22 protein-coding genes and 2 pseudogenes are annotated in these 26,666 nt (G+C 50.8%); 15 read left to right on the top strand and 9 right to left on the bottom strand.

All coding sequences use genetic code 11. The annotated features are described in order from the left end of the window. Positions 1 to 312 precede the first annotated feature (312 nt). Complete coding sequence (locus tag R3F50_17160) at positions 313 to 1,107, top strand: TOBE domain-containing protein (protein ID MEZ5492017.1); 795 nt, start codon at positions 313 to 315, stop codon at positions 1,105 to 1,107. Here the strand turns inward: R3F50_17160 and modC are convergent. From modC to modA, 3 genes are read right to left on the bottom strand one after another with little or no spacing between them, the layout of a single operon-like run. Further along, the gene (gene modC, locus R3F50_17155) at positions 1,094 to 2,176 is read right to left on the bottom strand and encodes a molybdenum ABC transporter ATP-binding protein (protein ID MEZ5492016.1); all 1,083 of its coding nucleotides are present in this window, start codon (positions 2,174 to 2,176) and stop codon (positions 1,094 to 1,096) included. The two genes, R3F50_17160 and modC, sit on opposite strands and share 14 nt — an antisense overlap. Beyond that, a complete protein-coding gene (gene modB / locus R3F50_17150) occupies positions 2,173 to 2,856 on the bottom strand; it encodes a molybdate ABC transporter permease subunit (GenBank protein ID MEZ5492015.1) in 684 nt (227 codons plus the stop codon). The genes modC and modB overlap by 4 nt, the downstream gene beginning before the upstream one ends. Before the next feature lie 24 nt (positions 2,857 to 2,880). After that, positions 2,881 to 3,690 (bottom strand): molybdate ABC transporter substrate-binding protein, encoded by an 810-nt coding sequence (modA, locus tag R3F50_17145; protein MEZ5492014.1) that lies wholly within the window; start codon positions 3,688 to 3,690, stop codon positions 2,881 to 2,883. 176 nt (positions 3,691 to 3,866) lie between these two features. Here modA and R3F50_17140 point away from each other — a divergent pair, with 176 nt between their 5' ends. From R3F50_17140 to R3F50_17125, 4 genes are all read left to right on the top strand, one after another. Next, a complete protein-coding gene (locus R3F50_17140; protein ID MEZ5492013.1) occupies positions 3,867 to 5,075 on the top strand; it encodes a tyrosine-type recombinase/integrase in 1,209 nt (402 codons plus the stop codon). Between the two features lie 316 nt (positions 5,076 to 5,391). After that, positions 5,392 to 7,662, top strand: a complete 2,271-nt coding sequence (locus tag R3F50_17135) for a carboxy terminal-processing peptidase (GenBank protein ID MEZ5492012.1) — start codon at positions 5,392 to 5,394, stop codon at positions 7,660 to 7,662. A 748-nt stretch (positions 7,663 to 8,410) separates the two neighbouring features. Beyond that, positions 8,411 to 9,607 carry an integrase arm-type DNA-binding domain-containing protein gene (locus R3F50_17130; protein MEZ5492011.1) on the top strand — a complete coding sequence of 399 codons (1,197 nt, stop codon included), beginning with the start codon at positions 8,411 to 8,413 and terminating at the stop codon, positions 9,605 to 9,607. Positions 9,608 to 9,760: 153 nt separating this feature from the next. Next, on the top strand, positions 9,761 to 9,943 hold the full coding sequence (locus tag R3F50_17125) for a hypothetical protein (GenBank protein MEZ5492010.1): 183 nt from the start codon (positions 9,761 to 9,763) through the stop codon (positions 9,941 to 9,943). A 129-nt stretch (positions 9,944 to 10,072) separates the two neighbouring features. Here R3F50_17125 and R3F50_17120 read toward each other — a convergent pair. From R3F50_17120 to R3F50_17105, 4 genes and pseudogenes are all read right to left on the bottom strand, one after another. Continuing rightward, positions 10,073 to 11,295, bottom strand: a pseudogene (locus R3F50_17120) (IS256 family transposase). Positions 11,296 to 11,411: 116 nt separating this feature from the next. Beyond that, positions 11,412 to 13,898 (bottom strand): hypothetical protein, encoded by a 2,487-nt coding sequence (locus R3F50_17115; protein ID MEZ5492009.1) that lies wholly within the window; start codon positions 13,896 to 13,898, stop codon positions 11,412 to 11,414. Continuing rightward, entirely contained in the window at positions 13,895 to 14,155 is a 261-nt protein-coding gene (locus R3F50_17110) for an AlpA family phage regulatory protein (protein ID MEZ5492008.1), read from the bottom strand. The genes R3F50_17115 and R3F50_17110 overlap by 4 nt, the downstream gene beginning before the upstream one ends. A gap of 123 nt (positions 14,156 to 14,278) precedes the next feature. Then, positions 14,279 to 14,812: a hypothetical protein gene (locus tag R3F50_17105; protein ID MEZ5492007.1), complete on the bottom strand. Its 534-nt coding sequence runs from the start codon at positions 14,810 to 14,812 to the stop codon at positions 14,279 to 14,281. Between the two features lie 769 nt (positions 14,813 to 15,581). On the opposite strand from R3F50_17105, the pseudogene R3F50_17100 reads away from it, so the two are divergent. The 3 genes and pseudogenes from R3F50_17100 (at position 15,582) to R3F50_17090 (ending at position 18,687) form a co-directional block, all read left to right on the top strand. After that, a pseudogene (locus R3F50_17100) lies at positions 15,582 to 16,690 on the top strand (IS66 family transposase). Between the two features lie 154 nt (positions 16,691 to 16,844). Continuing rightward, positions 16,845 to 17,288, top strand: a complete 444-nt coding sequence (locus R3F50_17095) for a hypothetical protein (protein MEZ5492006.1) — start codon at positions 16,845 to 16,847, stop codon at positions 17,286 to 17,288. A 316-nt stretch (positions 17,289 to 17,604) separates the two neighbouring features. Continuing rightward, the gene (locus tag R3F50_17090; protein MEZ5492005.1) at positions 17,605 to 18,687 is read left to right on the top strand and encodes a hypothetical protein; all 1,083 of its coding nucleotides are present in this window, start codon (positions 17,605 to 17,607) and stop codon (positions 18,685 to 18,687) included. Positions 18,688 to 19,366: 679 nt separating this feature from the next. Here R3F50_17090 and R3F50_17085 read toward each other — a convergent pair. Further along, positions 19,367 to 20,056 (bottom strand): PEP-CTERM sorting domain-containing protein, encoded by a 690-nt coding sequence (locus R3F50_17085; protein ID MEZ5492004.1) that lies wholly within the window; start codon positions 20,054 to 20,056, stop codon positions 19,367 to 19,369. Between the two features lie 928 nt (positions 20,057 to 20,984). Between R3F50_17085 and R3F50_17080 the strand changes: the two genes are divergently transcribed. The 6 genes from R3F50_17080 to R3F50_17055 all read left to right on the top strand — a co-directional run bounded on the left by R3F50_17080 (position 20,985) and on the right by R3F50_17055 (position 25,932). Continuing rightward, the gene (locus tag R3F50_17080; GenBank protein ID MEZ5492003.1) at positions 20,985 to 21,359 is read left to right on the top strand and encodes a hypothetical protein; all 375 of its coding nucleotides are present in this window, start codon (positions 20,985 to 20,987) and stop codon (positions 21,357 to 21,359) included. Between the two features lie 203 nt (positions 21,360 to 21,562). Beyond that, positions 21,563 to 22,111 carry a hypothetical protein gene (locus R3F50_17075; GenBank protein MEZ5492002.1) on the top strand — a complete coding sequence of 183 codons (549 nt, stop codon included), beginning with the start codon at positions 21,563 to 21,565 and terminating at the stop codon, positions 22,109 to 22,111. A 70-nt stretch (positions 22,112 to 22,181) separates the two neighbouring features. Further along, a complete protein-coding gene (locus R3F50_17070; protein MEZ5492001.1) occupies positions 22,182 to 22,811 on the top strand; it encodes a DUF2971 domain-containing protein in 630 nt (209 codons plus the stop codon). A 508-nt stretch (positions 22,812 to 23,319) separates the two neighbouring features. Further along, positions 23,320 to 24,852: a DUF1524 domain-containing protein gene (locus R3F50_17065; protein MEZ5492000.1), complete on the top strand. Its 1,533-nt coding sequence runs from the start codon at positions 23,320 to 23,322 to the stop codon at positions 24,850 to 24,852. A gap of 175 nt (positions 24,853 to 25,027) precedes the next feature. Next, on the top strand, positions 25,028 to 25,360 hold the full coding sequence (locus tag R3F50_17060; protein ID MEZ5491999.1) for a YegP family protein: 333 nt from the start codon (positions 25,028 to 25,030) through the stop codon (positions 25,358 to 25,360). Positions 25,361 to 25,584: 224 nt separating this feature from the next. After that, positions 25,585 to 25,932 (top strand): hypothetical protein, encoded by a 348-nt coding sequence (locus tag R3F50_17055; GenBank protein ID MEZ5491998.1) that lies wholly within the window; start codon positions 25,585 to 25,587, stop codon positions 25,930 to 25,932. On the opposite strand, the gene R3F50_17050 is transcribed toward R3F50_17055, so the two are convergent. After that, on the bottom strand, positions 25,917 to 26,162 hold the full coding sequence (locus R3F50_17050) for a hypothetical protein (protein MEZ5491997.1): 246 nt from the start codon (positions 26,160 to 26,162) through the stop codon (positions 25,917 to 25,919). The genes R3F50_17055 and R3F50_17050 overlap by 16 nt on opposite strands. Positions 26,163 to 26,221: 59 nt before the next feature. On the opposite strand from R3F50_17050, the gene R3F50_17045 reads away from it, so the two are divergent. Next, a complete protein-coding gene (locus R3F50_17045) occupies positions 26,222 to 26,533 on the top strand; it encodes a hypothetical protein (GenBank protein MEZ5491996.1) in 312 nt (103 codons plus the stop codon). Positions 26,534 to 26,666: the final 133 nt, after the last annotated feature.

Below are 26,666 nucleotides of genomic sequence, written 5' to 3'. Positions count from 1 at the left end.
ATTCAGATTGTTAGCTATCATTCCTTATGTGAATTATCACTTTATGTCAGTGACTACTAACAGGGTTTTGCGGCGCGATTCCGGGCTAGGAGCATGACCGCAGTATATGTGAAAATACCGGTCAAAACAGCCCAGCCACGCTCGCAAACAGGCTACCTGGCCTGCCGGTATTCAATGCCAGGCTGGCTGCCCGAAACTGCGTAGTACCCTGCCCTCAAGCCGAAAAGGCAAAAAGAGGCCTGGGGCAGCGCAACAAAGCCATGGCGGGCCACGGTAGAATACCCGTTCGTTTCTGCAGTCCCCGGAGGACCGATGCCCAGCAAATTGCAAGGCCAGATATGGCTTACAGCGGATACCAGTGGCAGCACATTCGCACTGGAACAGGTGAAGCTACTCAGTGCCATCAGTGAGTCCGGATCAATCAGCGCCGCCGCGAGGGAACTGGGTATCAGCTACAAGACGGCCTGGGAGCGGCTGGAACGCATGAATAACCTGTCGCAACAGCCCCTGGTGACACGCTCAACGGGAGGCAGTCAAGGGGGTGGAAGCTGCCTTACCCCACACGGTGAAAAGATCCTGGCGGGCTTTACACGCCTTCAGGAGCAGCACAACGCTTTTATCAACCGGCTTGGTGGCGGCGTCGACAGCCTTGACGACCTGACCAGCTTCGTGAAGACCAGCCAACTGGTCAGCAGCGCAGGCAATCAGTTTCTGGGCGCGGTGGAAGCCGTGCAGCCAGGCGCGGTTAACGCCGAGATCACACTGCGGGTTAACGAGCAGGTGTCGTTGATTGCCATAATCACTGAGCAAAGCCGCAAAGAGCTGGATGCCCGGCCGGGCAGAAGCCTGGTCGCCCTGGTCAAGGCCTCTTCGGTGCTGTTGAGTACCAGCCCGGATCTCACCGTCAGCGCCAGGAATATCATCACCGGGCAAATCTCCAGGCTGGTGAAAGGTAAGGTGAATACCGATGTCTCTGTGGATATCGGTGACGGAAAGACACTTAATGCAGTGATCACCAATCAAAGCGCCGCCCGGCTTGGACTTGCTGCCGGGCATTCGGTTACCGCCTTCTTCAAGGCGTCCAGCGTCATTCTCATGGCCGGTTGACAGGACCCGCCTGCAGCAATGCCGCGGCCTTGACCTGGGCGTACAACGCCGTGCCGGGCTGAATCGCCAGTTGCTGCCGCGAGTAATCGGATATCCGTGCTAACAGCTTATCTCCTCTGAGGTCCAGTCTTACCAGACAGCTACCGCTGGCATTTACCTCAGAAACCTGTTCTACAACAGCTGGCAGGATATTGAGAATACTGCTTTTTTCAGTTTTCTCCAGACTCAGGCTGACATCCCTGGCCTGGACTTTCAGGCGCACCTGGCCAAGGCCTGAGATGGGCGCCAGCGGCACATGGAACAGGTTCCCGGCGCCGGATTCAACCGAGGACAGGCCGGGTAGCTGCCCCGGCAATATACGCCCTGGCAGCACGCTGAACGCATCATCCAGTTGCGCCAGCGGCGAATCAAGCTTGGAAAATAGCTCGACCAGAGGCCCGCTGGCTACTATGCCACCCCCTTCCATAACCACGACGTGATCGGCAAGACGCACCATCTCATCAATCGAATGGGTTACATAAAGAGCAGGTATATCAAGTAGATGCATGGCATTTTCAATAACTGGTATGAGATTTTTTCTACTGCTAAGGTCGAGTGCCGCCAGTGGCTCGTCCAACAGCAGCAGGCGGGGCCTGCTCAGCAGAGCCCGCCCCAGAGCCACGCGCTGCTGTTCGCCTCCAGACAGTTCTCCCACCGGGCGTCCGAGCAAGGGTTTCAATCCCAGGGTTGCAATGCTGGCTTCCTCGTCCAGGCCGGGTCCACCCCGGCGGCGCGCTCCAAATGACAGGTTAGCGTCCACTGACAGGTGAGGGAAAAGGCTGGGCTGCTGAAAAACAAAGCCCACACCACGCTTATGGACAGGCAGGACAAATCTCTCATCCTGCCAGGTTTGTCCATTTACCCGCACCGTCCCGCGGGCATGTTTCTCAAGCCCGGCAACACTGCGCAACAGGCTGGTCTTACCGGACCCGGAAGAGCCAAAGATCACTGTAACGCCCTGCCCCGGCAGCTCACAGGTCACGTCCAGACCAAAACCGCCACGCTCAAGCTGACTGCGGATCGTGATCATGGCAGGTTCACCTGACGGGACCGGCGATTGGCGAGATTCACCAGCAACAGCACCAGAAAGGAAAGGCCGAGCAGCAGGCCAGCCAGGATATGGGCTTCGGTGTACGCAAGCGCCTCGACATGTTCGTAGATTGCAATTGAAACCACCTGTGTCTCGCCCGGGATATTGCCGCCAATCATCAGTACCACGCCGAACTCCCCCAGCGTGTGGGCGAAGCCGAGCACCGCCGCTGATAGATACCCGAGGCGCGACAGCGGCAATACCACATGGATAAAACTTGCCACCGGCCCTGCTCCCAGCGTTGCGGCAACTTCCAACGGGCGGTTGCCCAGGGCTATAAAGGCATTCTGCAGTGGCTGTACAACAAAGGGCAGAGAATAGATCACCGAACCTGCCACCAGCCCCGAAAAGGAGAATGCCAGGGCCGGCAAACCAAACGCCTGCAGCGCCCCCCCAATGACCCCGTCCGGCGACAAGGCGATCAACAGATAAAACCCCAGCACGGTTGGCGGCAGCACCAGTGGCAAGGCTACCAGCGCCTCAACCAGCGGGCGGATTCTGGAGGACGAACGCGCCAGCCACCAGGCCAGGGGAGTGCCCAGCACCAGCAGGATGGTCGTGCTGTAGGCTGCCAACTGGATGGTTAGGTATAAAGCTTGTAAATCAGCTTGTTGCAACACTTTTCTAAGTCTTTTCCTCAGTCATCAGGGAAGTCCATAGCCAGCCGATTCGATGAGGGAGCGGGCCGCCGGGGACGCCAGGTAGGTGAGAAAATCTCTACCGGCGGCGCTATCCCGCAGTAACACCAGTTGCTGAACAATGGGCTGGTAGAGCTGCTCCGGCACGACCCAGTACGCTCCGCCACCGGCAGCCAGCACCTGAGAGAGTGCCACAAAGCCAAGTTGTGCATTGCCAGTCGCCACGTATTGATAAGCTTGAGCGACATTCTCGCCGCGTACCAGGCGGATAGGCCCCGCCGCTATTCTGTCTGCCAGACCCAATGCCTGCAGTGCTTCCTCGGCGGCCTGCCCATAAGGGGCCAGTCTTGGGTTGGCCATCGCCAGGGTGGCGAATTGCAGCGCCGTAAGCCGCGCCTGCACAGCCTCCCCACCCTTGTCGGCCAACGCCCAGACCACCAGCCTGCCCAGGGCGTAGGTCTGCAGCCGGTCATTGGGAAGCGCCAGTCGGGAGACCAACTCCCCGGGCCGCCGGGCATCCGCGGAAAAGAACAGGTCGAACGGTGCGCCGTTGACGATCTGAGCGTAATGGCGGCCACTGGAGCCCCGGACGATGCGGATCTGATGGCCCGACTGCTGCTCGAATCGGGCAGCCAGCGTCGCCAGGGTTTCAGCAAAGTTCGATGCGACCGCTACAGTAAGAGTGTCTGCCCGGACTGGCAGTGTGAAACCCACCAGCAAGGCAAGCAGCAAGCCCGTACGTGCGGTCTTCCAGTAAAGCAGGCTGGTGAAGTGGCAAGGCATTGGCGGGTCCGGCTTCTCGAGCGAAAACTCCATTCGTTATATAATCCGCTACATAACGGGAGTTTAGCGGCGGACGATAACCCCTGTAAAGCCACGCAGCAGGTGCACGGTCACTGCCTGGCATCAGACAGTTTCTGAAACGGGTTTGCAGAGCCTTCATGACTAATAGTAGAAATGATTTTAATTCAGCAGGTTAGAGAGCCCGGATAATGCCGATTATCACATCACCGACGCCCTTGTTTGATACCCTCGAGGAGATGCCGAACCCGTTCAAGCATCCGATTCGGGATCTGGGGACGTTGACGGCCATTGCCCTGCCTGGCGATGCTGAAACCGATTACCAGCTGGCCAGTGAATTTATTTACAGCTACCGGGGCAGCCCCGACACGTTTTCTACTTATCGCCGCGAGATCGAGCATTTTCTACAATGGATGTGGCTGATCGCGAAAAAATCCATCAGGCAACTGGCCCGGGAAGACATCGAACGGTATGTGGAATTTTCGCGGCAACCGCCCGCCGCTTGGGTGGGGAAGAAAAACGTGGCACGGTTCCTGAACCGCGAAGGCCTGCGCCGGCCCAATCCCGATTGGCGCCCCTATGTAACGACTGCGCCCCAGTACGTGCTTTCTCAAAACGCTCTGCAATCCTTATTCAGTGTCTTAAGCAGTTTCTTTAACTTTCTGATCCAGGAGAACTTTCTGGCCGCTAATCCGGTCTCTCAGATCCGTCAGAAAAGTAAGTTTATCCGCAAGCGGCAGGGGCAGACCAAGATCCGCCGCCTGTCACCACTGCAGTGGAATTACATCATTGAAACAGCCGAACAGATGGCAGCGCAGGCACCGGAAATCCATGAGCGCACCCTGTTCATCATGAATGCCCTGTACGCCATGTACCTGCGTATTTCTGAATTGGTCGAGACCAGTCGCTGGGCGCCACAAATGGGTCATTTTCAACCCGACCAGGAGGGTAACTGGTGGTTCCTGACCGTGGGCAAGGGTAATAAGGAGCGGGAAATCTCCGTCAGCGATGCCATGCTGAATGCATTGCAACGCTATCGCCTGGCAAGAGGGTTACCGGCATGGCCCCTGCCCGGCGAATCCACGCCACTGATTCATAAAACCCGGGGCGCCGGGGGCATTACCAGCACCCGCCAGATCAGGGGTATTGTGCAGAAATGTTTTGATACCGCAGAAGCGCGGATGCGCTCGGAGGGATTCACGGACGAGGCAGAGCGCCTGTCGGCGGCCACGGTTCACTGGCTGCGTCACACGGGCATCTCGGAAGATGTGAAACATCGCCCCCGGGAGCATGTGCGGGACGATGCGGGACACGGCTCCAGCGCCATTACCGATCGGTACATCGACGTCGAGCGTGCCGAAAGGCACGCTTCGGCCCGAGGAAAAATCATAAAGCCTTGATGTTAATAGCAATATAAGGCTCGAAACGGGTGGAAGCGCGGCCGCCCTGGGCACCGGGGTGGGACTGAAGTCAGATTTTTCGCCTGGAACCTCTTTTTCAGAGACCAAGGCGGTAGATACTAAGGCAACACTGTTGTATAAATTGACTGAACTGAATAAGTCCGTCCAGCGTTCCTTTATGAGGAACAGTAAGAAAGACTGGTACGAACACAGAAAACGCAGCAAAGGCGCAGATGTCTGCGCAAAAACCGTCGGTTCGACACCCTGATTACATTGAACCGCTGCCCCAAAAAACGCTGAAGCAATGGAAGACGATATGACCGAAATCACCACTGCCTATTCCAAGTTCCCTTTGAAGCTCCGCCGGACCGCGTCCTGGCTCGGTGCGTTCGTTATTTCCGCCAGCCAGCTGGCACTGGCGCAGGAACCCGTGGAACTGGACGCGGTACTGGACCTGGAATCGCTTTATCAGCCAATACGCAGTGAATTGATCTACGGGCAGACCGCCTCCGACCTGATCAAAGAGCTGGAGGAAAAACACTACTCCAAAGTGGAGGTTAACGACGAGTTTTCGGCCGAGTTGCTGGACAGCTATCTGGACGTCCTGGACGGCTCACGCTTGTACTTCCTGCAGGCCGATGTGAATCGATTCGAATCCTATCGCTACAGCCTGGACGACAGCCTGAAAAATGGCAGCGTGGAACCGGGTTTCGAAATGTATAACGTCTACCTGCAACGTTTACTGGACCGACTGATTTTTGCTATCGAGACCATCGAAAACGACATTCCGGACATGGACTTTTCCGTGAATGAGGAAATCCTGATCGATCGCGAGGACGCCCCCTTCCCGACCAGCCGGGAAGAACTGAATGAGCTGTGGCGCAAGCGCATGAAGAACAGTGTCCTGAGCCTCAAGCTGACCGGGGACAGCAACGAAGAGATCCGCGACAAGCTCAGCAAGCGTTATCGCAATCAGCTCAACCAGGTACTCAAGACTAACGAAAGAGATGTCTTTCAGACCTACCTGGCGACCGTCGCCCGAGCCGTCGATCCCCACACAGCCTATTTTTCGCCCCGCGATTCGGAAAACTTCAACATGGGCCTGTCGCTGTCACTGCAGGGAATTGGTGCCCAGCTGACCACCGAAGATGAGTACACCAAGGTGGTGGAACTGATCAAGGGCGGTCCGGCAGAACGCGGCGGCGACCTGCAGGCCGGTGAAAAGATCATCGGCATTGGTCAGGGCCCTGACGGCGCTATTCAGGATGTAGTCGGGATGCGACTGGACGACGTTGTTGATCAGATTCGGGGCGAAAAAGGCACCGTCGTGCGGCTCAGTGTACTGCCGCCGGATGCCGTGAGCGAATCCAGTTCCCGTGTGGTCAGCATCACCCGGGATACCGTGAAGCTGGAAGACCAATCCGCTAAAAAAGAGATTATTGAGCTGAGCGCCAACGGTTACGACTACCGTATCGGGGTGATCAATCTGCCTACTTTCTATTTTGACTTCGAAGCCGCGTCCCGGGGTGAGGAAGACTTCAAAAGCTCCACGCGCGATGTCAAAATCCTGCTGGAAGAACTGAAGCAGGAAGGCGTCGATGGTGTGGTCGTCGATCTGCGCAATAACGGCGGCGGCTCTCTGAGTGAAGTGAATCAGCTCGTCGGCCTGTTTATCGATACCGGTGCCACCGTTCAGATTCGCTACACCGGGATCCGCGCCGGATTTGTAAGGGCCTTCGGCGACAACGATCCGGAAGTGGTTTACGATGGCCCGCTTGCTGTGCTGGTCAACCGGACCAGCGCCTCGGCCTCGGAAATTTTTGCCGGTGCAATTCAGGACTACCAGCGGGGTGTTGTCCTGGGTGGACAAACCTTTGGTAAAGGTACCGTGCAGGAAATCATCCCCATGAACTACGGCCAGGTGAAACTGACCCGCTCCAAGTTCTACCGGATTTCCGGAGAAAGCACGCAGCACCGTGGTGTCGTGCCGGACATTGAGTTCCCCGACATTCTCCAGACTTACGAGGACCTTGGTGAAAGCAGTCTCGATGGCGCACTGCCCTGGGATACCGTTCGCCCGGTGGAGTACTCCGCGTATTATCCCATCCAGGAGTTCCTGCCGGAACTGTCGCGTCTGCACGAGGAGCGCGCCAGTAACTCCCCGGACTTCATTTATCTGGAAGACCAGATTGAACGTTCTCTCAAATACCGGGATAGGACTACCCTCTCTCTCAACGAAGCGATGGTCAAGGCAGAGCGTGCGGAATCCCGTCGTGAGGAATTTGACGCCGAGAATATGCGACGCTTCCTGAAAGGGCTGCCTCTGCGCGAGTGGGTGGAGGAAGGCGACGAGGCCGCCGGTGATACCGTGGCCAGCGCTACCGAAGAGGATACGGACACAGTGGATGTGGCTCAACTGACCCCTGAGACCGAGGCTGCGGATGAGAGCGCCACGGCAGTTGAACCGGAAGAGGAAACCGATCCCCTGCTGCTGGAAAGCGGCTACATCCTGGTGGACCTGATGCGGCTCTCCGACGGGGGTTCAATTGCGGCACAGGGTGCCGGCAGTCGTGCCAGTCTGAACTAGCCCGGCAGCGGAATACCTAGCACAAGAATACTGTCATTCGAAAAAAGGCCCCCGGTCAACGGGGGCCAATCACCAGGGTCGAACTCCAGAAGGAGAAACAATCAACGCAATGTTGATTGTGGAGTCATTTAACCAGCCAAACCGGGCACTGACATTACCTGAAAAAGGCGCTTCGCCGATTAAACAAGGCAACTCTGTGGCATACCATGCCATTTAGGGCCGCGCACCTGAGCACGAGAAATTTCTGGCAAACCCCACCTATCTGACGCTGGCCCGGGTGCTGGTTTTTGTAGCTCAACAGCGTAGCGCTGTTCCAGTCAAGCGGAATAGGCAATACCGGCCCGTATCGACAGCCACCGGCACCAACTGAGAATGAGGCTTAGGGTCGCTGTCGCGTCGGGCTGAATCAGCTGGCGGAGTGGCTGCACAATGACAGTGGTGTGTTAATAAGGAGCGGTAATACGGTGGAGAAATGCCGGAGAATTAGGGCGCCCCGGAACGGGGAAGCAAGGAGGAAAATAATAAAAAGCCTGGTTTACTAACTGAGGTCGTGGGAGCGTAAACTGGCGGAGGGGGAGTCCGCCGATATAGTCGCCAAAGGCGTTCCATAAAGAGTATATTATCGTTTCATATCAGGTATATATAGTCCTAGCAAATCCCAGAGGAACCCGTATAATCTTTGCATAAAGGGGGCCATGTGGGGGACCGACCCTCCGCCCACACGAATATGTAACGGAGAAACCACGGGATGGCTATTCACAAATTATCCCCACGAAAAGTCGCCACTGCCACGCAGGGTAAGTACGAAGATGGTGGAGGGCTGCGACTCGTTGTGTCTCAAAGCGGGGCTAAAAAGTGGGTATTGCGCTTTACCATAAGCGGTAAGCGAAGAGAGATGGGGTTAGGTAGCTTCCCCGATATCGGCTTAGCAGAGGCTAGGGAAGAGGCAACGAAGTGCCGCAAACAGGCAAAGAATGGCATTGACCCTATAAACGCTCGCCAAGCAGACGAAGAGATGATCCCTGATTTTACCTCCTGTGCCGCCCGATATATTCGTGCTCATCGGCGTGGCTGGAAGAACAAAAAACATTCCAAACAATGGACGAGCACCCTCAAGACTTACGCCAGACCGATTATCGGATCACGGAAAATCGACTCCATCACTACTGAAGATGTGCTTAAGATTCTCTCCCCTATCTGGACTAGCAAAACTGAAACAGCTAAACGGCTTCAGGGTCGTATCGAAAATGTTCTTGATTACGCAGCGGCTCACAAATGGAGGGAGCCTCTAAATCCTGCACGTTGGAGAGGGCACCTGGATAAACTTCTGCCTAAGCCATCCAGAATAGCCAGGGTCAAACATCACCCAGCGATGCCATACACCGAAGTTCCCGCCTTCTTTTCTGAGTTATCGAATAATACCGGAACCTCGGCACAAGCATTGCGCCTTCTAATCCTGACTGCAACGCGTACCAGTGAAGTTCTGGAAGCACGATGGAAGGAGATTGATTTTAATGAAGCCACATGGACCATACCTGCTGAGCGCATGAAGGCCAGGCAGGAACATAGGGTGCCGTTATCAGATCCCGCAATTTCTATCCTAACGGCTCTACCGAAAATCGAAGGTAATCCATATATCTTCCCAGGAATCCGTCATGGCCGCCCTCTTTCAAATATGGCATTACTCCAGGTAATGCGACGTATGGGTTATGGCGTAAAAGGCTCCAGAGGAGATTATGTTCCGCATGGATTCCGTTCTAGCTTCAGAGATTGGTCAGGAGAAGTCTCCAGTTATCCTAGAGATGTTGCAGAGATGGCTCTCGCTCATGTTATCGAAAATAAAGTTGAGGCAGCATACAGGCGTGGGGATTTGTTTATTAAACGGCGGCAAATGATGCAGGATTGGAGCGAGTTTCTGACCCTCCCAGGCCTGGAGGAGAAGTGAGATAGCTCAGGCTTATTCAACCTGTCGACCAATTGGTGCGGTAAAAAGTCAAGACGAAGCCCGGCAGGCACCAGAATCAGTTAGGCTAACATTGTATGTGCAGTATGGTTTACAAATCGTGATTGATACCCCTCCGTGGGAAGGAGTGTGACCATGAGTGCCAGCAAAGAGAGTAAGCAAGAAGCGTTTGAAGATGGGCAAAAATATGAATCTGGTAAAGGACCTCTAATCGATCTTCCAGAACCCTCTTTAAAAGTCTGGGAAAGTAATGAGGATTATGCCGAGCGTAAAGAAAGCTTTGACGCAGGTAGGACCAGCGTTCGCAATAACAAATAAAAGGAGGCCCTGTTGCCGAGTCTAGCCCCGTGCCCCGTCCGTCAGGATTGGGGTACGGTGTTGATTTGAACTCAAATTTGACCCGAACCGACCCTGTAAATAATTCTGTGCAACCGCTCTTGCCGGTTGTCATTGGTAATCGGCTACCCGATCGCCAAAGTCGATCATAAATCGGTTCAGAGCCGGCTTCCAGTTCCGGATTGGCATAGTCCATTTCTTGGATGCGGACTGCATCGCCAGATAAACCACCTTCATCGCGGAATCATCGGTCGGAAAGATTTTCCGCTGTTTGGTCGCTTTGTGGATGACACTGTTCAGTGATTCGATGGCGTTGGTAGTATAGATCACTTTCCGGATTTCCTCCGGGTATTCGAACAGCGTAATCAGATTAGGCCAGTGATTGCGCCAGGATTTGCTGATCTGCGGATACTTGCCGTTCCATTGCTGCTCAAAGCGTTCCAACTCAACCTGGGCAGCGGTTTCGGTCGACGCCTAGTAGATGGCCTTCAGATCGGCGGTCACGGCCTTGTAGTCCTTCCAAGTCACGTATTTCAGCGAGTTACGCACCATGTGCACAATGCACAGCTGGATCTTGGTCTGCGGATACTCGGCAGCAATCGCATCCGGAAAGCCCTTCAGGCCGTCCACAAAGGCAATCAGCATGTCCTGCAGGCCCCGATTCTTGAGTTCTGTCAGCACCGATAGCCAGAAAGTCGCCCCTTCCGTCTCGGCCAGCCACAGGCCCAGCAGTTCCTTCTGGCCTTCCATGTTGATGCCCAGAGCCACGTACATGGATTTGTTGATGACCCGCTTGTTTTGGCGGATTTTCAGCACGATGCAGTCCAGGTAAACGATCGGATAGATCGGATCGAGGGGCCGACTCTGCCATTCGGTGACCGCCTCTAACACCCGATCGGTAACCTTCGAGATCAGAGCTGCTGACACCTCGGCGCCATACATCTCCCGGAACGCATCGACGATATCACGGGTGCTCAGGCCCTTGGCATAGAGCGCCAAAATCTGGTCATCCATCTGGGTCAGGCGGGTTTGGCCCTTGCGGACAAATTGCGGATCGAAGGTACCGGCCCTGTCACGGGGCGAGGTGATCTCGACTTCGCCGTGCTGACCTTTCAGACGTTTAGGAGTGGAGCCATTACGACTGTTGCCACTTCCGCGACCCGCAGGATCATGCTTGTCATAGCCCAGGTGCTCATCCAGTTCAGCACCTAAGGCTGCTTCGACCGTCATCTTGACAAGGTTTTGGGTCAATCATTCAGGTCACTTTCGGACTTCAGGCCTTTGGCCAACTTGGTAACCTGAGCTTTTAGGTTCTCTAGGTCTTGTTCGTTCATCGCTTCGCTCATGATATTCTCCTTCATAGGTTACGAAGGCATGAGCAGTTACACAATTTAATTTACAGTCTCCCCGAACCCGGTCAGTTTTAAATGCAAATCAACAACTACTACACTTAAAGTCTCTCCCTAACCGCCCAGGAGGCTACAGGCCCATTGGTAGTCGTTCGGACAAGGTATTTATTACTTACAGTACGCCCCTCTTGTCTGGCGATCCATCGACCTAACCTTCGACTACTAATATTACCCCTATCGTCGATGGCTATTTCCTCAAGTAACTCGGACAATTCTTTCGCCTGGGAGCCAGAAGTTTTAGCAAATTCTAATAACTCTTTCACTTTCATTGCTCTATCGCCGGCTATATCACTAAGTAGGTTTAAAAGTTTAGCCAATAACTCCTTCTCGGGATCCTGGTGCATATTGAGAAACATATTCTCAACCGGATCGGTACATTCAAGCCATACTAATGGCTGCCTGCATAGCGAAGACCATTCTTCATATCCAGCAAGATTTCTGATTCCTTGCCCAGGCTTTCCTGCCGCTATCCAAGCCCTGATTACTGTTAGTGCGGCGCTCACATAGAATCCCCTCCTCCCTTTCAACTCCCTCAGTAGATTTGGATTCTTAAATTCACGCTGAGCCGGATGCTCTCCTTTGCAGCTAAGACCTATAGTCAAGCAACGACGCATCATATCCTTCACTGGGCCGACATTGTTGCCACTGGATAAAAATAGCGCCCTCGTACTTACTGATGCCGTTTCTGATTTTCCGAGCACCCGTCCTGTGGTGTACCCGGAGGTAAGTGCGCTGCAAAGGCTTTTGTGGGCATATAGATCAGTCGTAACGTTATCAAATTCAACGACAGGTGGAGCGCTTAGGAGCAGCGCTAGTAGCTGCTTTGAACATTCGTTGTCATTGTCAGGATACGATGTAGGCTGCCCTGGAGCAGCAGACGCTAAAGCAGAGATCAATGCACAAAGATAACTTTTACCTGAGCCGGGTACATGCGCCATGACGTGGAACATAGGCGCTGATGGAAGACCCGGCCGTATGACCGCTGTCAGAATGGCACATAATGCACCAGCTCTATCAATCTCTGTAGAAAACTCAAATTCGTCAAGTAGACCGGTAAGCTTTTCTAGCGCTAAGCGTGCATCTTCTTCTGACGGGTTTTCAGGAATTGCAAATTCTGCCGGATCGAAAGCTCCGTACATTTGGCTTGCGTTATCATAGCCAGATGAACAAACCAAACTTAAGTCATCCCTGAAAAAGGGTTGGTAAGATACCCCCTTCAATACGGGCAAATGGCGATAATGGCCACACCTATGAAGAGCTTTTACGTATTTAGGTGCTGGGTCGATACTTACCCATATATCCTCTTTCCCACTTTTGATGAGCCGCAGCCATTCAGCCGACCTAGACAGCGCTAATGTTAATCTCTCCTCGCTAACCTGCGCCATCTCCATCTCGCGTGTATTGGGATTTGGCTGAAGCGTTACAATGCGACCACTGCGCTGGTAGTAATTCCCCTGCTCTGACAATACTCGCTCTGCTCCATCGACAACTCGATCAAGTTTTCCTTCGATGGCCAGGATGACTGATTTCATTCGTGCAGAGGCTTCTGGCACATTGTATATCGCTAACAAATCATGAATGTTTCTATCCACACAATGGCCGTGTAAACAATTGAACCCTCCCAGGGGGTATTCATCAACTGGTTCAAAATAGGCTGTGCCGGAATCCACAGCATTTGTGTGTTCGCTGACCCAGGGGCAAGTAATGTCGTGCTTTCCATCTTGAAGCAGAGATTTATAGAGCCCATTCTGCTTGAATATTTCGACCAGAGGATTGGACGCTGGCCGAGGTGTCCACACATCACTTCCTTTGGCTTGTGGGACTACTGATAGAACCGCAGCGCCCTGCCCTTTTGCAGACTTTATCTTAGTTGTGACAGATGAAGTAATGACATCTAAACCTTTAACAAGCTCATCCACCGTATAGCGCTTATCTGGTTGCCAGCTATCTAAACGGCACTTAAAGTTGGGGTCATATTTACCATTCACTGCAACTGGAAGCCGAGCTAATCTGGATGCAGGGCCAGTTGCACCTGGATCACTCAAACCGGCATTTATAATTGCCTTCACTAGCTGATCAGCGATGGAGATGTCCGTAATCGGGCTATCGAGTATGTATCCAAAGTGGTAATTCCCTAGTGACGTTTCTATACGCCAACTAGGTTCAAGTTTTATATTGTCGATTTCTACCTTTTCTCCAATATCGTCTAGTATTATGCAGTAACAACCATAAAACTGGTTCTTTTTTCGGCGATATGTGCCATCAGCATTAACCTGAAACGCAGAGATTGAAAAGTAATTATTGCAATCACTGGTAGGATCTGGGTGATCCTTTTTCCAACTGAACCCTCGCCAAGCGCTACCAGGGACCTTGCCCGGATTGCCGGAAAAACTTACAACGATTGGCCGTATTTTCTCAGGTAAGTCGGAGAATATCGCATCCAGAAATTCATTATTTGTAACCGCTAGATTGCTATCTATCTGCGAAGTTTGGTCACTCGGAACAGTTGCCGCTGAATTGTACGTCATAGATACCCGCCTCCTTGAGATCGCTCTTGCCGAGCAGCCTCGAGGGATTTAACAAGTACCTTTATCTCTTTCTCACTTTTGCCAGCAATCCTTGCGGATATTACCGAATCAACCTCATCGGAGGGCCAACCCACTGCCCTGGCACCAAGAGAGACTGGTTTCATGAAAAGTCCCAATGCTATGTCTCTATATAAGGCGCTTCGGGACTTTTGATATTTATTGATGACTGTGGGAAGTTTGTGAATCGCAGTAACCATGTATACACCTCTTGAATATGCATTGAACATGGTTTCTGATTTTGTAGGCCTCCCCCTAATTGTGCATCGCAACTGCGGTTTAAATCGTCGCAGTTGCGGTATGGCGTTCCACCATGACTTTAGTCAGCGATCTTCTTTGGCAGCTTCAAATTCCCGCCGAGCCTCTGCGAATTTCGCCTGAAGGTTCCTCTCAGATAAACCCGGAACTCCTTTGCCGAGGATGGTTAACTTTTCAATTAAATCAGTCTGAGTAGTGAACGGAGAATATTTTTTCCCGTCACCATACTCAGTTTCCAATATGAGTTCTGCACAGGCGCCCAGAATACGTAGATAGTTAGCTTCAGTTTTCGGCGAGATAGCCACATTCCTCTGCAATGATGACCTTTCAATTTCGTTACTCACTTTCTTCGCCCAATCAAGAAAGCTCTCCCTCTCGACGAGTAACAATTGACGGCGTTTAAGTTCGTATACGGAGTCGGGGAAATCATTTCCGTCAGCACGTCGATACTTTACTTCGCCTCTATCAAGTGCTGTGAGCAGTGCAGCAGCTCGAGCCTGCAAACACTTTTGGCTTCCATTACACCAGTGGTGGATTGCATCTTCGAATGGGAAAAAGTCAGCCAGATCCCAGAATTCCTCGCATTGTGACGCACACATAAAAGTAACTCCTCATCAGGTTAAAAAATAACATCTGAGAAGGTACGATACGTTGTGGGACTTTTCTGAACTTTTTGCATATTCGTGCAATTATTTTGAAATATGCAGTTATTACAGAAGGTTGGGATGGGTTTAACGAGACTTCTGGAAGACTTCGGTGCAGCCCAGAATCAAAAATCGCCATACCTATAAGCTAAGCAATATGCGATGAAACCGATACATAGCCGATACTGTAACTCATGCTGGGCATGATGATTGTTCTATCCCCAGCGATACACTAAAGAATCAGAAAATTTCAGAAAAACAGTTGGTTAGAAGTTTTGAGGAGATCTATACCTATATACTAACTTAATAGATTTACACAAAATGAGAAGGCGACACCCGATATGCTAACTGCACTCGGCAAACTGCACTCCACATGCTTGTGCCCAGGCAATTCACCTATTCTGCACCTGGCAGCTCTCTAATGGCAGGAGGGAATTTATAGGTTATTTAGGTTTTATAGGTTAATTTCAACACAAGGGAGTTTTGAAAAAGTATACCTGTAAGGGGTTAGTCACATTTTCGCATGATGAGAAATAACCTAAATAACCTATGAAGCCTATCAAGTCGTAAGCGTCCGGCAAACCCATCTTGTTTATGAAACCTGATCTACCGATAGTGTCCACCTATTTTTAAGTGGACACTCTCATGAACGAGTTAAGCGTATTCGCCACACCTATTAAGCGTCGAAGGTTTTCCCCGGATTTCAAACACAAGATCGTAGCAGCTTGCAAAGAAGCTGGACTATACGCCCGGTGAGTTTACCGTCGAACGACACGTCCGAGGCAAATGGGTGTGTAAAGACTGCGAAACGCTGGTCCAGGCACCAGTACCACCGCACGTGATCGATAAGGGTATACCGACGACCGGCCTGCTGGCGCAGGTGTTGGTTGCCAAGTACGCCGACCATCTGCCGTTGTACCGGCAGGAGAGTATCTTCGAACGTGCCGGGCTGGGTATTCCTCGATCCACGCTGGCCTAATGGGTGGGCCGCTGCGGTGTTGAGTTGCAGCCACTGGCGGATGCCTTGCGTGAGACTATCCTGAGCCACCCGGTGGTTCATGCCGATGAGACGCCGGTGCCGATGCTGTCGCCGGGCAAGAAGAAAACCCATCGCGCCTACATCTGGGCCTACTGCACCACACCCTATGCGGAGACCCGGGCGGTGGTCTATGATTTCGCCCCGAGCCGTGCCGGAGAACATGCCCGCACCTTCCTTGGCGAGTGGCAGGGCAAGCTGGTGTGTGACGATTACAGTGGTTACAAGGCTGGCTTCGGCCGGGGCGTCACCGAGATCGGCTGTATGGCCCACGCCAGGCGCAAGTTCTTTGAGCTGCACGCTACCAACAAGAGCACCCTGGCGGCCAGTGCGTTGAATAGTATCGGTCAGTTGTACGAGATCGAGCGCCAGGCCAGGGAGTTGGATGACACTCAGCGTTGTCGGTTGCGCCAACAACGGGCCGGCCCACTGCTGGAGAACTTCCATGCCTGGCTGGTGGCGCAGCGGCAAAAGGTACCGGAGGGGTCGGCTACGGCCAGAGCCATTGATTACAGCCTGAGGCGTTGGCGTGCCTTGACCCGTTATCTGGAAGATGGTGCGGTGCCTATCGACAACAACTGGGTCGAGAATCAGATCCGCCCGTGGGCCTTGGGTCGTTCCAACTGGTTATTCGCCGGCTCGCTGCGCAGTGGCCAGCGTGCCGCTGCTGTCATGAGCCTGATACAGTCAGCTCGAATGAATGGGCTTGACCCCTATGCTTATCTCAGAGATGTCTTGACCAGACTGCCGACTCAGAAGGCCAGCCGCTGTTGCCACATAACTGGCAGCCGGAATAGCAAGGTGAGATAGCCGGACGCTTACAGTCTTCCAACCGAATCGCGTCAATGTCGGCTTTCGCCTATTCTGCGACATTAGGCTAAAATGGCCTCGACGTCCGCTTTTAAACCCATTTCGGCCAGAAGGCAGCAGAGGAGGATATCTATCCAGTTTATGCCGATCCTACTGTTTGCATTTACCCTCACTGTACTAGACGTAGCCATTTACGGTTTAATGTTCTCCTCGCATGCCTTCTTTGTTAAGGGCTTTTCCATTTCTAGTGCTGCTGCCGTTGGCGGATATCAGGTAATTTTCCGCGTAGTTTATCTGCAAGCCATGCTGCAACTAGCAGCAATTTGTTTGGCATACAGATACTTACGTTCTCCAGGCTACATTGCGGTAATAGTCTGTGCTGTGATTTCATTTTTAGCGGTCGCATTGACAGTGCTAAATGCTAATTTGATTACTGTTTGGGTACTTTTCTCCCCAAATATCGTCTCTTGGGAATTAGCCGAGGGATTTGTACTTCTTCTAAGTGTGACAGTTTCGTGGCTTGCAACAGCGGTTATTTGGCCAATTCGAGCTCCTGTTTTCGAGAAAGTCAAATTGGTCAAATGACCGTTATGAAGCCGATTTCGGCAATAGAGGCAGCCTAAAGCTACTTCCGCTATCATCAAAGCCGACGTTCAAGGGTGGGCCAGAGACCGGCAGCAAATAAACCCGAATCGATAGTAGTTACGAACAAAGGTTATGTCCGCTATTGGATATTTAGCTTTTGATTCCGGCAATTTTTGTTACTGTATATTGGCCCCTATCCAGCATTAACTATTTTCGAACAAATGCGACCATAATTTTATTGATTCCCTAAAAAAAGGGGGTTTATACTATTCGCATACTATGTCTAGAAAATTTCTTTAGCTGAAAGGTATTCACTATGCGCTACTTAGTAGTTGTGTTCCTTGCCCTAATTACTGCACGAACATGGGCTCAGCCCCCCTCACCAGAAGCGCTTTGCGTACAAGCTTACAATAACAATATGATTGCCGTAGACCAAAGAACACGATTGGTTTTGTCCTTAAGAACGGTTTATCAAAATCATTGTAGTAATAGTTCGAGTAGCAATTCCACTTCATTCGGAGCAGAGTTGTCCGCATTGATTGGCAATGTTCCTGTAGTAGAAAATTGGACCGCTGATAGAAACGCCAATGATCAAGAATCGTTTTGTAGAGCATATGAAGAAGACGAAAGCCTCTTTGGATACGAATATAATTTCACTTCAAATCCAGTAATAGAGGCACAGAAAAATTTGAATCAGTGCATTCAAATTTCAAGGAGAGGAAATGTAGTTATTACTCATGAAAAAGCTCCTGGAAGTGTAATATTTCACTTTGGACTTACGAGCACAGAAACGAACTTCTCGATTCAGGGTGTAACGTCGAATACATTTTCTTGTCAAATATCTCGACAAAATAGAAGGCCCGTCCAGTTGAGCACTGGGTCATTTGTGCCAGTAGTGAACAATTTCAATATTGTCTGTCAGCAGAAAGCTGAAATTTCATTGGGAAATGAATACTACCCTTTCGACACAATTATGATTGCTAACAACATTGATTCGCCGTACGTAGTATCGGTTAATGAGGAAACGATTTTTGGACCAACACGGCAATCAGAGGCAAAACAACAAATTGAGTCTTTAGAGTCAAGCAATTCAGTGTTGAGCAACACCATTGATAGGCTCAATGAAGATATCGCAAGTGCAAGTGTTTCCCATCACTTCTTCTATGTCCATTCTGGCGAAAGGGGCCTTGTAAATCCAGCAGGAGATTTCCGAGATTGGTATTCGGTTATGACTGGTGACGGCGGTCACCAACCAAACATCAATGATACTGTTCGTAACTGGTATTGCCCGGACGCGCATAGTGTCTCTATAACTGAAGTCTATAGAGCGTCAGGCGGCGGTTTAGGTAATGTTCAATTTGCAGCGACTTGTTTGTACATAGGTTCTTCGGAAGATTAGTGGTCCAAATGAAGAATACGAAACCTATCTCCTGAACAGCTTTTTTACTATGCTTATCACGAGCCCAATTATTTATATTGATAAAATATGCTATTGATAGCTATTGATTACCTTAAAACAGACATAACCTGCGAACCCATCTAAGACTCCTTTGAAGCCGGAAGCTGACCTTTGGTAGACTCAATGCTACTTCCGCTTTTAGCGGACCTGAGACGAAACGCCAAGCCTGAGCTACTACAAATATTAATTGCGCCCCCCCCTTTTTTCTTATCTGCCAGGAAGCACTACCCTCGCCCAGGCCAGTGAAGAAAGACTCTCTTTTTGGTGATCCGCATGCTCCCGCCGAAACCAGTTAAAGCAGCGGTTTCTCAGCTACACCAGATCCTGTCTTTCAGTCGGTAGGCATAGCTGCTGACCTCACAGAAGCCAGCAGCTTTTCTAATTCTTAATAATAGTCTTGCACCGAAGTGATCACCGCCCGAGGACCAGCACACATCGTCGCTGCGCTACGCGCACCTCCTCTGTGCTGCTCGCCGACCGGCGAGAGTGTAAGCTTTCCACAGGCGGCCACATAGCCACTTCTGCCACACAACCACTTTCGACGCATTTGAGTCATGCGCACCTACAACTTACAGACAAAATAAAGCTCGCACCTAGCGGTGCCAGTATTCCGATAGTTTTACGCTGCTTTACGTCTTGACCAACCAAGGCCAGCAAGTCCAAGGCCGAACAGGGCGATGGTGGCGGGTGCCGGTGCCGGCGTAGCGGATGCGATACCAAAAACAAAGTCGTCAATGCCATCAAAGTCGCCGGTGTTCACAAATCCACCAATTAGGTCATATTTCACGCCGGTGATGATGTCTCCGAACACCGTCCACCCGAAATAATTTGAAGGGGTACCGGCACCCATATCCGCAGCGACAATGGTTCTGATATCCAATATGCCGTTCGAGCCAAGAAGTGTGAGTACCGCTGTGTCCCCTGCATCATGAATGTTACCGAAGAATGCGCCAACGGCAGTAAATCCCGGCCCGGCACTGGTCAGGTCGGCCGTAATGGGTGTCGAGTTATTCGAAAAGAGAATTGCGGAGTTAAAAGGTGCATCCTGCATGAACTGTCCGTTCTTCCCTGACACCGCAATAGCGCCAGATGAAACGCTGAATGTGACTCCTCCAATGACCTCGACGAGGGTTGATGGATTTACTGTTGTGCCGATGTCTGCCACGATTCCCTCAAAGTCAATCAATGTGTACGACGAGAGTGCGGTCTCAAAACTCGTTCGGTCTGTATAGAAGATGACCGAAGCGTGCGCGGCCCCAGCCAAGCCTGCACAAGCCAGCACCACCAATCGACCAATGAGTTTAAGCATTTGGCTTCTCCGGTTATTCATTTTTGTGACACCAAGTCTTACAGGCAAGATACAGCCCACACAAATGAAAGCAATAGCTGTGGGGCTGTTATCCACTAAGCTTACAATTTGTCGAGCAATGTAAAGAATCTTGACATTCATACGATGACGTAAAGTGGCACGAAGCGGACTTAAACAGCGGCAGATTTACTCTGGCTTCGATGTCTCAAATCAGGCCAGGCTGTGTGAAAACTATTTTGGACAACAGAAATCTTCCAAAAACGCGCATGAGAGTGCGATATTTGGTCAAAATTGCGTTGTAAAAGATAAAGAAGAGCACTCTAGTTAACATATTTTTATTTTGCTCAGAATTTTCACAAAGCCTGAGGTGAAAGCAGACTTTGAGATACCAGCCCGAGACATCCGCTCCTAGCCGATCTGAGACTAAATAAAAGGCGGGATTTCATAGTTGCGTATGACCGCTTTAAGAAGAAATTCGGACCCTGCCTGTTTGGTCAAGGCTGAGCTATTACAATTAATATACCCCTCCTCCACACCCGCCTACTTGCCTCCTGCGGCTACGCTGCGCTTCGCCTTGGGGCACCGGCGGGTGTGTCGTCGAGCCACCCTGCCCACCTGTTGAATTACTCGGATATCTTCAATTCTCCAATGGTCCAGCCTGGGTAGCTGCACTCGGTGGCGACGTCTGAGCGCCAGGAGAACTTGTGCCAGAAGTATTGGCTTACCCCGTAGGCATACACCTTGCAACCGATTGAATTTGATACTAAAGCAGTATATGTTGAGCGCCAAATAGGTACTAACAAGGGAATTATTTCCGCCTTTCGATATTTCTTTAGCACCCCCATACCAGCTTACTTGCTGAATAATGGGCAATATCTAGTTACTGCGGAATTTTGAAATACGTTGATTGGTTTAGGCGGGGATAATCATGAGAGCTTTAATCAGTATAGTGATGGCAGCCATGCTAACCAGTTGTGCGACTGATTATAGTCAATACTACATATGGAACACTGGCGGATTTACGGAAACAGAACTGCAGCCAAATCTCTTTAACGTTCGCTTCCGAGGAAATGAACTTACCTCATTAGAGCCTGCTTCCGAATTTTCTATGTTGAGAGCCGCTGAACTGTGCTTAGCGCGTGGCATGACATTTATGGAAATTCTTGATTCAACTGCTGAGCAAAGAGAAAGTGGGTATACTCCCGGCCCAAGTACAACTAATGCAAATGAGACAGCTATAGGAAACAGTGTATTCGTAAATTCAACCACAACCTACAATCCTACTCGCTGGAGGCTGGACTAAGTGCTCAATGTATTTCAGCAGCAACTGATACCTCTTGGGACGCAAGTTTTCTAAAAAAATCATAAAAAGCAATGTATGAGATCGAGTGAGAAGAGTTAAATTATTACGGGACGTTATATTCGCAAAATGCAGCCACCAAAGAGTTCGACATGTGTTATTTGTGGCGTAAACCCATCAACAACTGTTGAACACGTTCCGCCGAAGTGCTTTTAAAGGGAGCAGAAGGCCAAAGGATCACTGTCCCTGCTTGTTTTGGTTGCAACAATGGCAGCTCGGAAGACGATGAACAACTACGGAACTATATTAGCGCAGAAGTTGGAGGAAATACTTCGGCATCAAGGGATATGTGGAAGGAAGGCGGACTAAAAAGCTTTAAACGTAACAATAAACTCAGAAATATATTCTTGGACACCACTCGTGAAGTTGAAGTGAAAGATGCTTCAGGGAAAAGGCAAACCAGGATTGCTTTCGAATTACCGGTTAATCTATATGATCGCGTATTATCTAAAATTGCGAAAGGTTTATTTTTCTATCATACCGGAAGAGTTTTTCCGAGCAGCGTCAAGAGAAGAATTGATTCATTGGTAGACAGACCGATCGAATTGGAAGAGCTGGCCTATAACAACATTTGCGATGGGGCTTTTAATTATTGGTATTTAATCGAAGGTAGTTCCAGTATATGGTTTATCGAAATTCATTCCGGGCACTGGGCCATGGTCACAACAGGCGTGTTTTGTGATGTTGCGTCCTAGCGAGAAATCAAAAAAAAAGCATCCGGCGCTGCTTCTATTATTACTTGTATTATGTCGCTAGTGAAAACCAATGCAACGTAAAGCAAGCTACAAACGATACACAGACATACCTTCGCTAGTACAATTACTGACTAAGCGAGAACTGACGTTGTTGGACCCTTCGTTTTGGGATGACAAGAATGACTCATATTTCCTCTCGACTTATAAGGAAAAGAAGCAACTGAAGTCTGTGTTGGCCCTCTGTTTTACGGCAGAGTCAGAAACGTACCATCATTGGCGTGTATTTTCTTCTGGTTCCTCAGGTGTCTGCGTTTATTTTAGAGGCAAAGATCTGGAAAGAGCCCTCAGGGCAACTAGCGGGGTGAGCTTTAAGAAAGTACGCTATCTCAAGCTTGATGAGCTAGAGGGCAAAAATCCAAGAACCGAAGACCTACCTTTTATCAAGAGAATTCCATACAAACATGAAAAAGAGTTTCGTGCACTCTGGGAATCTAAATCAGAAGAAACTGAGCATTTGGATATCCCATTTGATTTGTCATCCATCACTCGCATAACTCTGAGCCCGTGGATGCATCCAAATTTAAGGGAGAGCGTTATTGGCCTTCTTAAAAAGATCGAAGGCTGCAAGAGTATTCCCATGTGGAATTCAACGCTAATAGAAAATGCCGACTGGAAATCGTATGGGGACAGAGCGACATAACATTCAATTCGCAAATAAAGCAGCCAATGTTGCCGTTAGCGTTAGAGACGTTAATCTCTGATGCTGTTTCCAGTAGTAACAGCCTGCCCCAGGAAGCTCGGTTTCTCGCCTACAGAGGGTAAATTCCAGCCCCTCCAGGGCGTTTTAGCTTTGCAGGTGATCAAGAGTGACACCTCACCATATCGCCTCTAAAATAGGGTTAAAATCGCACATATAGCCTATATGGCTAAGTACCCTGGAGAATTCGATAGTTGCTCGCCAGGTATGCCCCCAAGCAAGCACGGGGGCAGATTTACTTACTATTGTCATACCCCTGGTTTTCGTGGCAATCTCTTTCCACCACCACATCGAAGGCAGGCACAAATCCCCCATGGCAAGATACCTAGTAATAGCACTGCTCACTCTTCCAAGTTCGTTATTCGCTCATGGAGGAGGCCTGGACGCGTACGGTTGCCATAATGAGACAGCTACTGGTATGTACCACTGTCACAATGGTGCTTACGCTGGGATGTCCTTTAGCTCCAAAGAAGTTGGTCGGGCCTATATTGCAGCACAAGAATCAAATTCACTTCCTGAGGTCAGTATATTAGGAGGCAATCGAACAATTCCTGATTCTGATGGCTCACCAAGCGAATCAGTCAGTTTTACGGCAACTGCCACAGATAGCGACGGCTCGATCGCCTCTACAGGCTGGATTGTCAATGGGACTATTGTTAGCACAGGGCTTTCAGCATCAATCCTGCTAGGTGACGGGAATGTTGAAATCACTTTTCGAGCCACGGACGACGATGGTGCGGCATCCACTACCAGTGTCACCATTACTGTCGAGCCACCCAATCAACCGCCTGTGGTTGCTATAGCTGGAGGTGACAGAACCATACTGGACTCGGATGGGGCTTCAGGCGAGGTCGTTAGTTTCTCAGCAACAGCTACCGACAATGATGGTTCAATCACCTCATCAGAATGGCTGGTCAATAGTGCTGTTGTAGCAACGGGGCTGACCCCGAGTCTCCCACTCCCCGATGGAGCCTCAGCCGTTACTTTCAAAGCCACGGATGATGAAGGGGCACAAGGCAGCCATACAGTAATGATTACTGTTGAAGAGCCAAGCCCTACATACGACTACGACAGAGACGATTACATGCCTGGCGGGTGGGCCGATATCGATGGAGATTGCATCAATACTCGGCACGAAGTACTCATTATCGAATCTCTCGTGCCTGTCAGCATGTCGCCCGATGGATGTTTTGTCGATGAAGGACTCTGGGACGATCCCTATACTGGCTTGACCTTCACTAACCCGAGCGATGTAGACATCGATCACTTTGTTCCACTTTCTGAGGCTCACGATAGCGGAGCCTATGCCTGGACGAATGAGGCGAAGCAAGCGTTCGCCAATGACATGATCAATAAGAATGTGCTGATTGCTGTGGACGACGGAACGAACAGTTCCAAAGGTGCAAGAGACCCTGCTGAGTGGCTGCCCCCCAATACAACCTATCACTGCGAATACGTTAGAAACTGGGTAGAGGTAAAGAGTATCTATGGCTTGGAATTCGATGAGGCTGAGATTGCTGCCATTGAATCCATACTGGGTGATGATCTACACCATGCTACAAGGCCTACGCAGAACGGCCTCTACCTCAACGGAGAGGAGTCTACAGCACGTTTCTCAATGGGTTTGACCAGGAATGATGGTTGCCCTTTCTATACGCAGGCAGGCACTGAGGACCTTGTGGATATATCAATATCGCTCACTCCCGAGGCTGAGCACATCGGTAAAGAGTTAGGCATCTACTTGCTCCCCGTATTAGATGGTAACCTCTACTACTTGACGTCTGCTGGTGAGCTCATTCCTTTCGATGGTGATCTAAACCAACTGCAAACGTTCGCAAACCCTGTAATTGAAGAGACTTATGAATTCACTCTGGTCAGAGGCTATTTTGGAGCGCCGATCATAGTGGACTTCTTCATCGCCTACTGGCCAAACGGGGGAGAGCTAATATTTACTCCGACTCCTACCAGACTGACCATCAATTAGAGATAGTGCAAAAGGCTGCATTAATCTCAAGGCTTGACCCGAAAGCTAATGTCCGGTGTGATTGATAGCTGATGAAAGCCGAGCTGCAAAAGAAGTGGCGGCTCCTGGCGGCTACTTCACGAAGTTCATCAGATTGATAGCTAAGTTTAATCAAATCTAATAAAGGAACTAACGTATGGCTGGTAAATTTGAGCTTTATAAAGATAAAGCAGGTGAGTTCAGGTTTAGACTTAAAGCTGGAAACGGTGAAACTGTCGGATCCTCTGAGGGCTATAAAGCCAAAGCAGGTGCTAGCAATGGAATTGAGTCGGTCAAGAAGAACTCTCAGGATGATAAGCGGTTCGAGGTCTATGAGGGCAAGAATGAAAAATTCTATTTCAGACTGAAAGCTGGGAATGGTGAGATTATCCTTACTTCTCAATCGTACTCGTCAGAGAGTGCAGCAAAAGACGGAACCCAGGCCGTAAAGCGAGCTGCAGACGGCGCTAGCACCGTTGAGGTTGAATAAATCTAATTGGCGTGGGAGGCAATATACTGCCTCCCTACTCCGCCACTTTTGGCCTAAAGCCAATCGAAAAGCACCCGCCCCCACATTTCTGCTGACGAATAATGAGCCGGCCACTGCGCATCAGTGCCACGATCAAGCTAGCCTCTCTGTCAACCAGTTGGAAACTTGTGCTGCTTTAATCATGAACTCATGCTTTATGGTTTTCCAGACAGGAGAACCATGCGATGACCGTACCCTCTTTCCATGCAGCTATGACCATCGAAGAACTTTTAGACGGCGAAGCTCGCCACAGGGACATAGAACAGTCCAGGAAGCTGGCCATGGCTGCTGGCTTAACCAAATCCAGTAGGCAGCTGAGAGACACCTGGGAGAAGAACCCTGAGGCCTACACGACTCTGCTCAAAGGTGCTGTCGCTGCTTATGAACAGAACGAGTTAGTTGAGGAACTACTCAGAGGCGCTATGGCCAGACTTGCCAGTATCGTCACTGACTCCGATCCGGAATTACTTAAAGTGGTTATGTCGATAATTGGTAGTGGAGGTAAAGAAGGCGATCTCTATAACTTTCCTTGACGACATCGCGTGGCCACCCGGGCGTTACCCGGTGATTCTTCCAGTTGTGGCGGAATGGCCTGCAGGGTGAAAACCTTGCGGCCCTTTTGCGGGCCTACTGCGATCCGGTAGGTGACCGAATGGCTGTGGATTTCCTGCAGCGGGTCTTCCTCCTCCAGGCCGTCCAGGGTCAGGTAACTGTTGTCCTCGTCCCGCTCCAGGATGCCCCGCCGCTCCAGGAAGCGGGCCACCCGCTGGCTGATGCGCTGCAGCAGATTGTGAAGCTGCTCGACGGTTGGGGGGCGCGTGTGTGGCGGAAACCGTAGTGACCCGCCTCATCCTGTACGTACACCCCATCCAGAAACAACATGTGGAAATGGATGTTCAGGTTGAGCGCAGACCCGAAGCGCTGGATCAGGGTGACCGCCCCGGTGGGGGCTTCCTTGCTGGACAATCCGGCCTGTTGGGCCAGGGGGGTGGAGATCGCCCGGGTAACGATACCCAGCACCTGTCTCATCAGCTCCGGGTAGGTCTCTTCCTTAAACTGAACTGGATAATGTTGGTTGGTACGTTTCTGAGTCATAGTGACACCTCAATTTACGCTAATATTGTCGCTTATTAAAGTGTCCGGTTCCATTAGACCTCTGCAGGGTAGAGTTGGTGTATGTCTAGAGGGCTACTCTATTTGCTTGTCAGGGGAAAGTATCAAAAATGCTATTGTGTCGAAATAATTTACATCTTCTTTGCACAACCGT

The organism is Gammaproteobacteria bacterium, assembly GCA_041395725.1.
Classification (GTDB): Bacteria; Pseudomonadota; Gammaproteobacteria; order Pseudomonadales; family Pseudohongiellaceae; genus NORP240.
Note: the sequence above shows the minus strand (reverse complement) of the source record. Positions and strands in the feature narration are given on the sequence as shown.

Excerpts from the sequence above, each read along its gene's own strand:
- R3F50_17160 (MEZ5492017.1), top strand. The coding sequence starts at position 313 with ATGCCCAGCAAATTGCAAGGCCAGATATGGCTTACAGCGGATACCAGT.
- modC (MEZ5492016.1), bottom strand. The coding sequence starts at position 2,176 with ATGATCACGATCCGCAGTCAGCTTGAGCGTGGCGGTTTTGGTCTGGAC.
- modA (MEZ5492014.1), bottom strand. The coding sequence starts at position 3,690 with ATGGAGTTTTCGCTCGAGAAGCCGGACCCGCCAATGCCTTGCCACTTC.
- R3F50_17140 (MEZ5492013.1), top strand. The coding sequence starts at position 3,867 with ATGCCGATTATCACATCACCGACGCCCTTGTTTGATACCCTCGAGGAG.
- R3F50_17135 (MEZ5492012.1), top strand. The coding sequence starts at position 5,392 with ATGACCGAAATCACCACTGCCTATTCCAAGTTCCCTTTGAAGCTCCGC.
- R3F50_17130 (MEZ5492011.1), top strand. The coding sequence starts at position 8,411 with ATGGCTATTCACAAATTATCCCCACGAAAAGTCGCCACTGCCACGCAG.
- R3F50_17125 (MEZ5492010.1), top strand. The coding sequence starts at position 9,761 with ATGAGTGCCAGCAAAGAGAGTAAGCAAGAAGCGTTTGAAGATGGGCAA.
- R3F50_17115 (MEZ5492009.1), bottom strand. The coding sequence starts at position 13,898 with ATGACGTACAATTCAGCGGCAACTGTTCCGAGTGACCAAACTTCGCAG.
- R3F50_17110 (MEZ5492008.1), bottom strand. The coding sequence starts at position 14,155 with ATGGTTACTGCGATTCACAAACTTCCCACAGTCATCAATAAATATCAA.
- R3F50_17105 (MEZ5492007.1), bottom strand. The coding sequence starts at position 14,812 with ATGTGTGCGTCACAATGCGAGGAATTCTGGGATCTGGCTGACTTTTTC.
- R3F50_17095 (MEZ5492006.1), top strand. The coding sequence starts at position 16,845 with ATGCCGATCCTACTGTTTGCATTTACCCTCACTGTACTAGACGTAGCC.
- R3F50_17090 (MEZ5492005.1), top strand. The coding sequence starts at position 17,605 with ATGCGCTACTTAGTAGTTGTGTTCCTTGCCCTAATTACTGCACGAACA.
- R3F50_17085 (MEZ5492004.1), bottom strand. The coding sequence starts at position 20,056 with ATGCTTAAACTCATTGGTCGATTGGTGGTGCTGGCTTGTGCAGGCTTG.
- R3F50_17080 (MEZ5492003.1), top strand. The coding sequence starts at position 20,985 with ATGAGAGCTTTAATCAGTATAGTGATGGCAGCCATGCTAACCAGTTGT.
- R3F50_17070 (MEZ5492001.1), top strand. The coding sequence starts at position 22,182 with ATGCAACGTAAAGCAAGCTACAAACGATACACAGACATACCTTCGCTA.
- R3F50_17065 (MEZ5492000.1), top strand. The coding sequence starts at position 23,320 with ATGTCCTTTAGCTCCAAAGAAGTTGGTCGGGCCTATATTGCAGCACAA.
- R3F50_17060 (MEZ5491999.1), top strand. The coding sequence starts at position 25,028 with ATGGCTGGTAAATTTGAGCTTTATAAAGATAAAGCAGGTGAGTTCAGG.
- R3F50_17055 (MEZ5491998.1), top strand. The coding sequence starts at position 25,585 with ATGACCGTACCCTCTTTCCATGCAGCTATGACCATCGAAGAACTTTTA.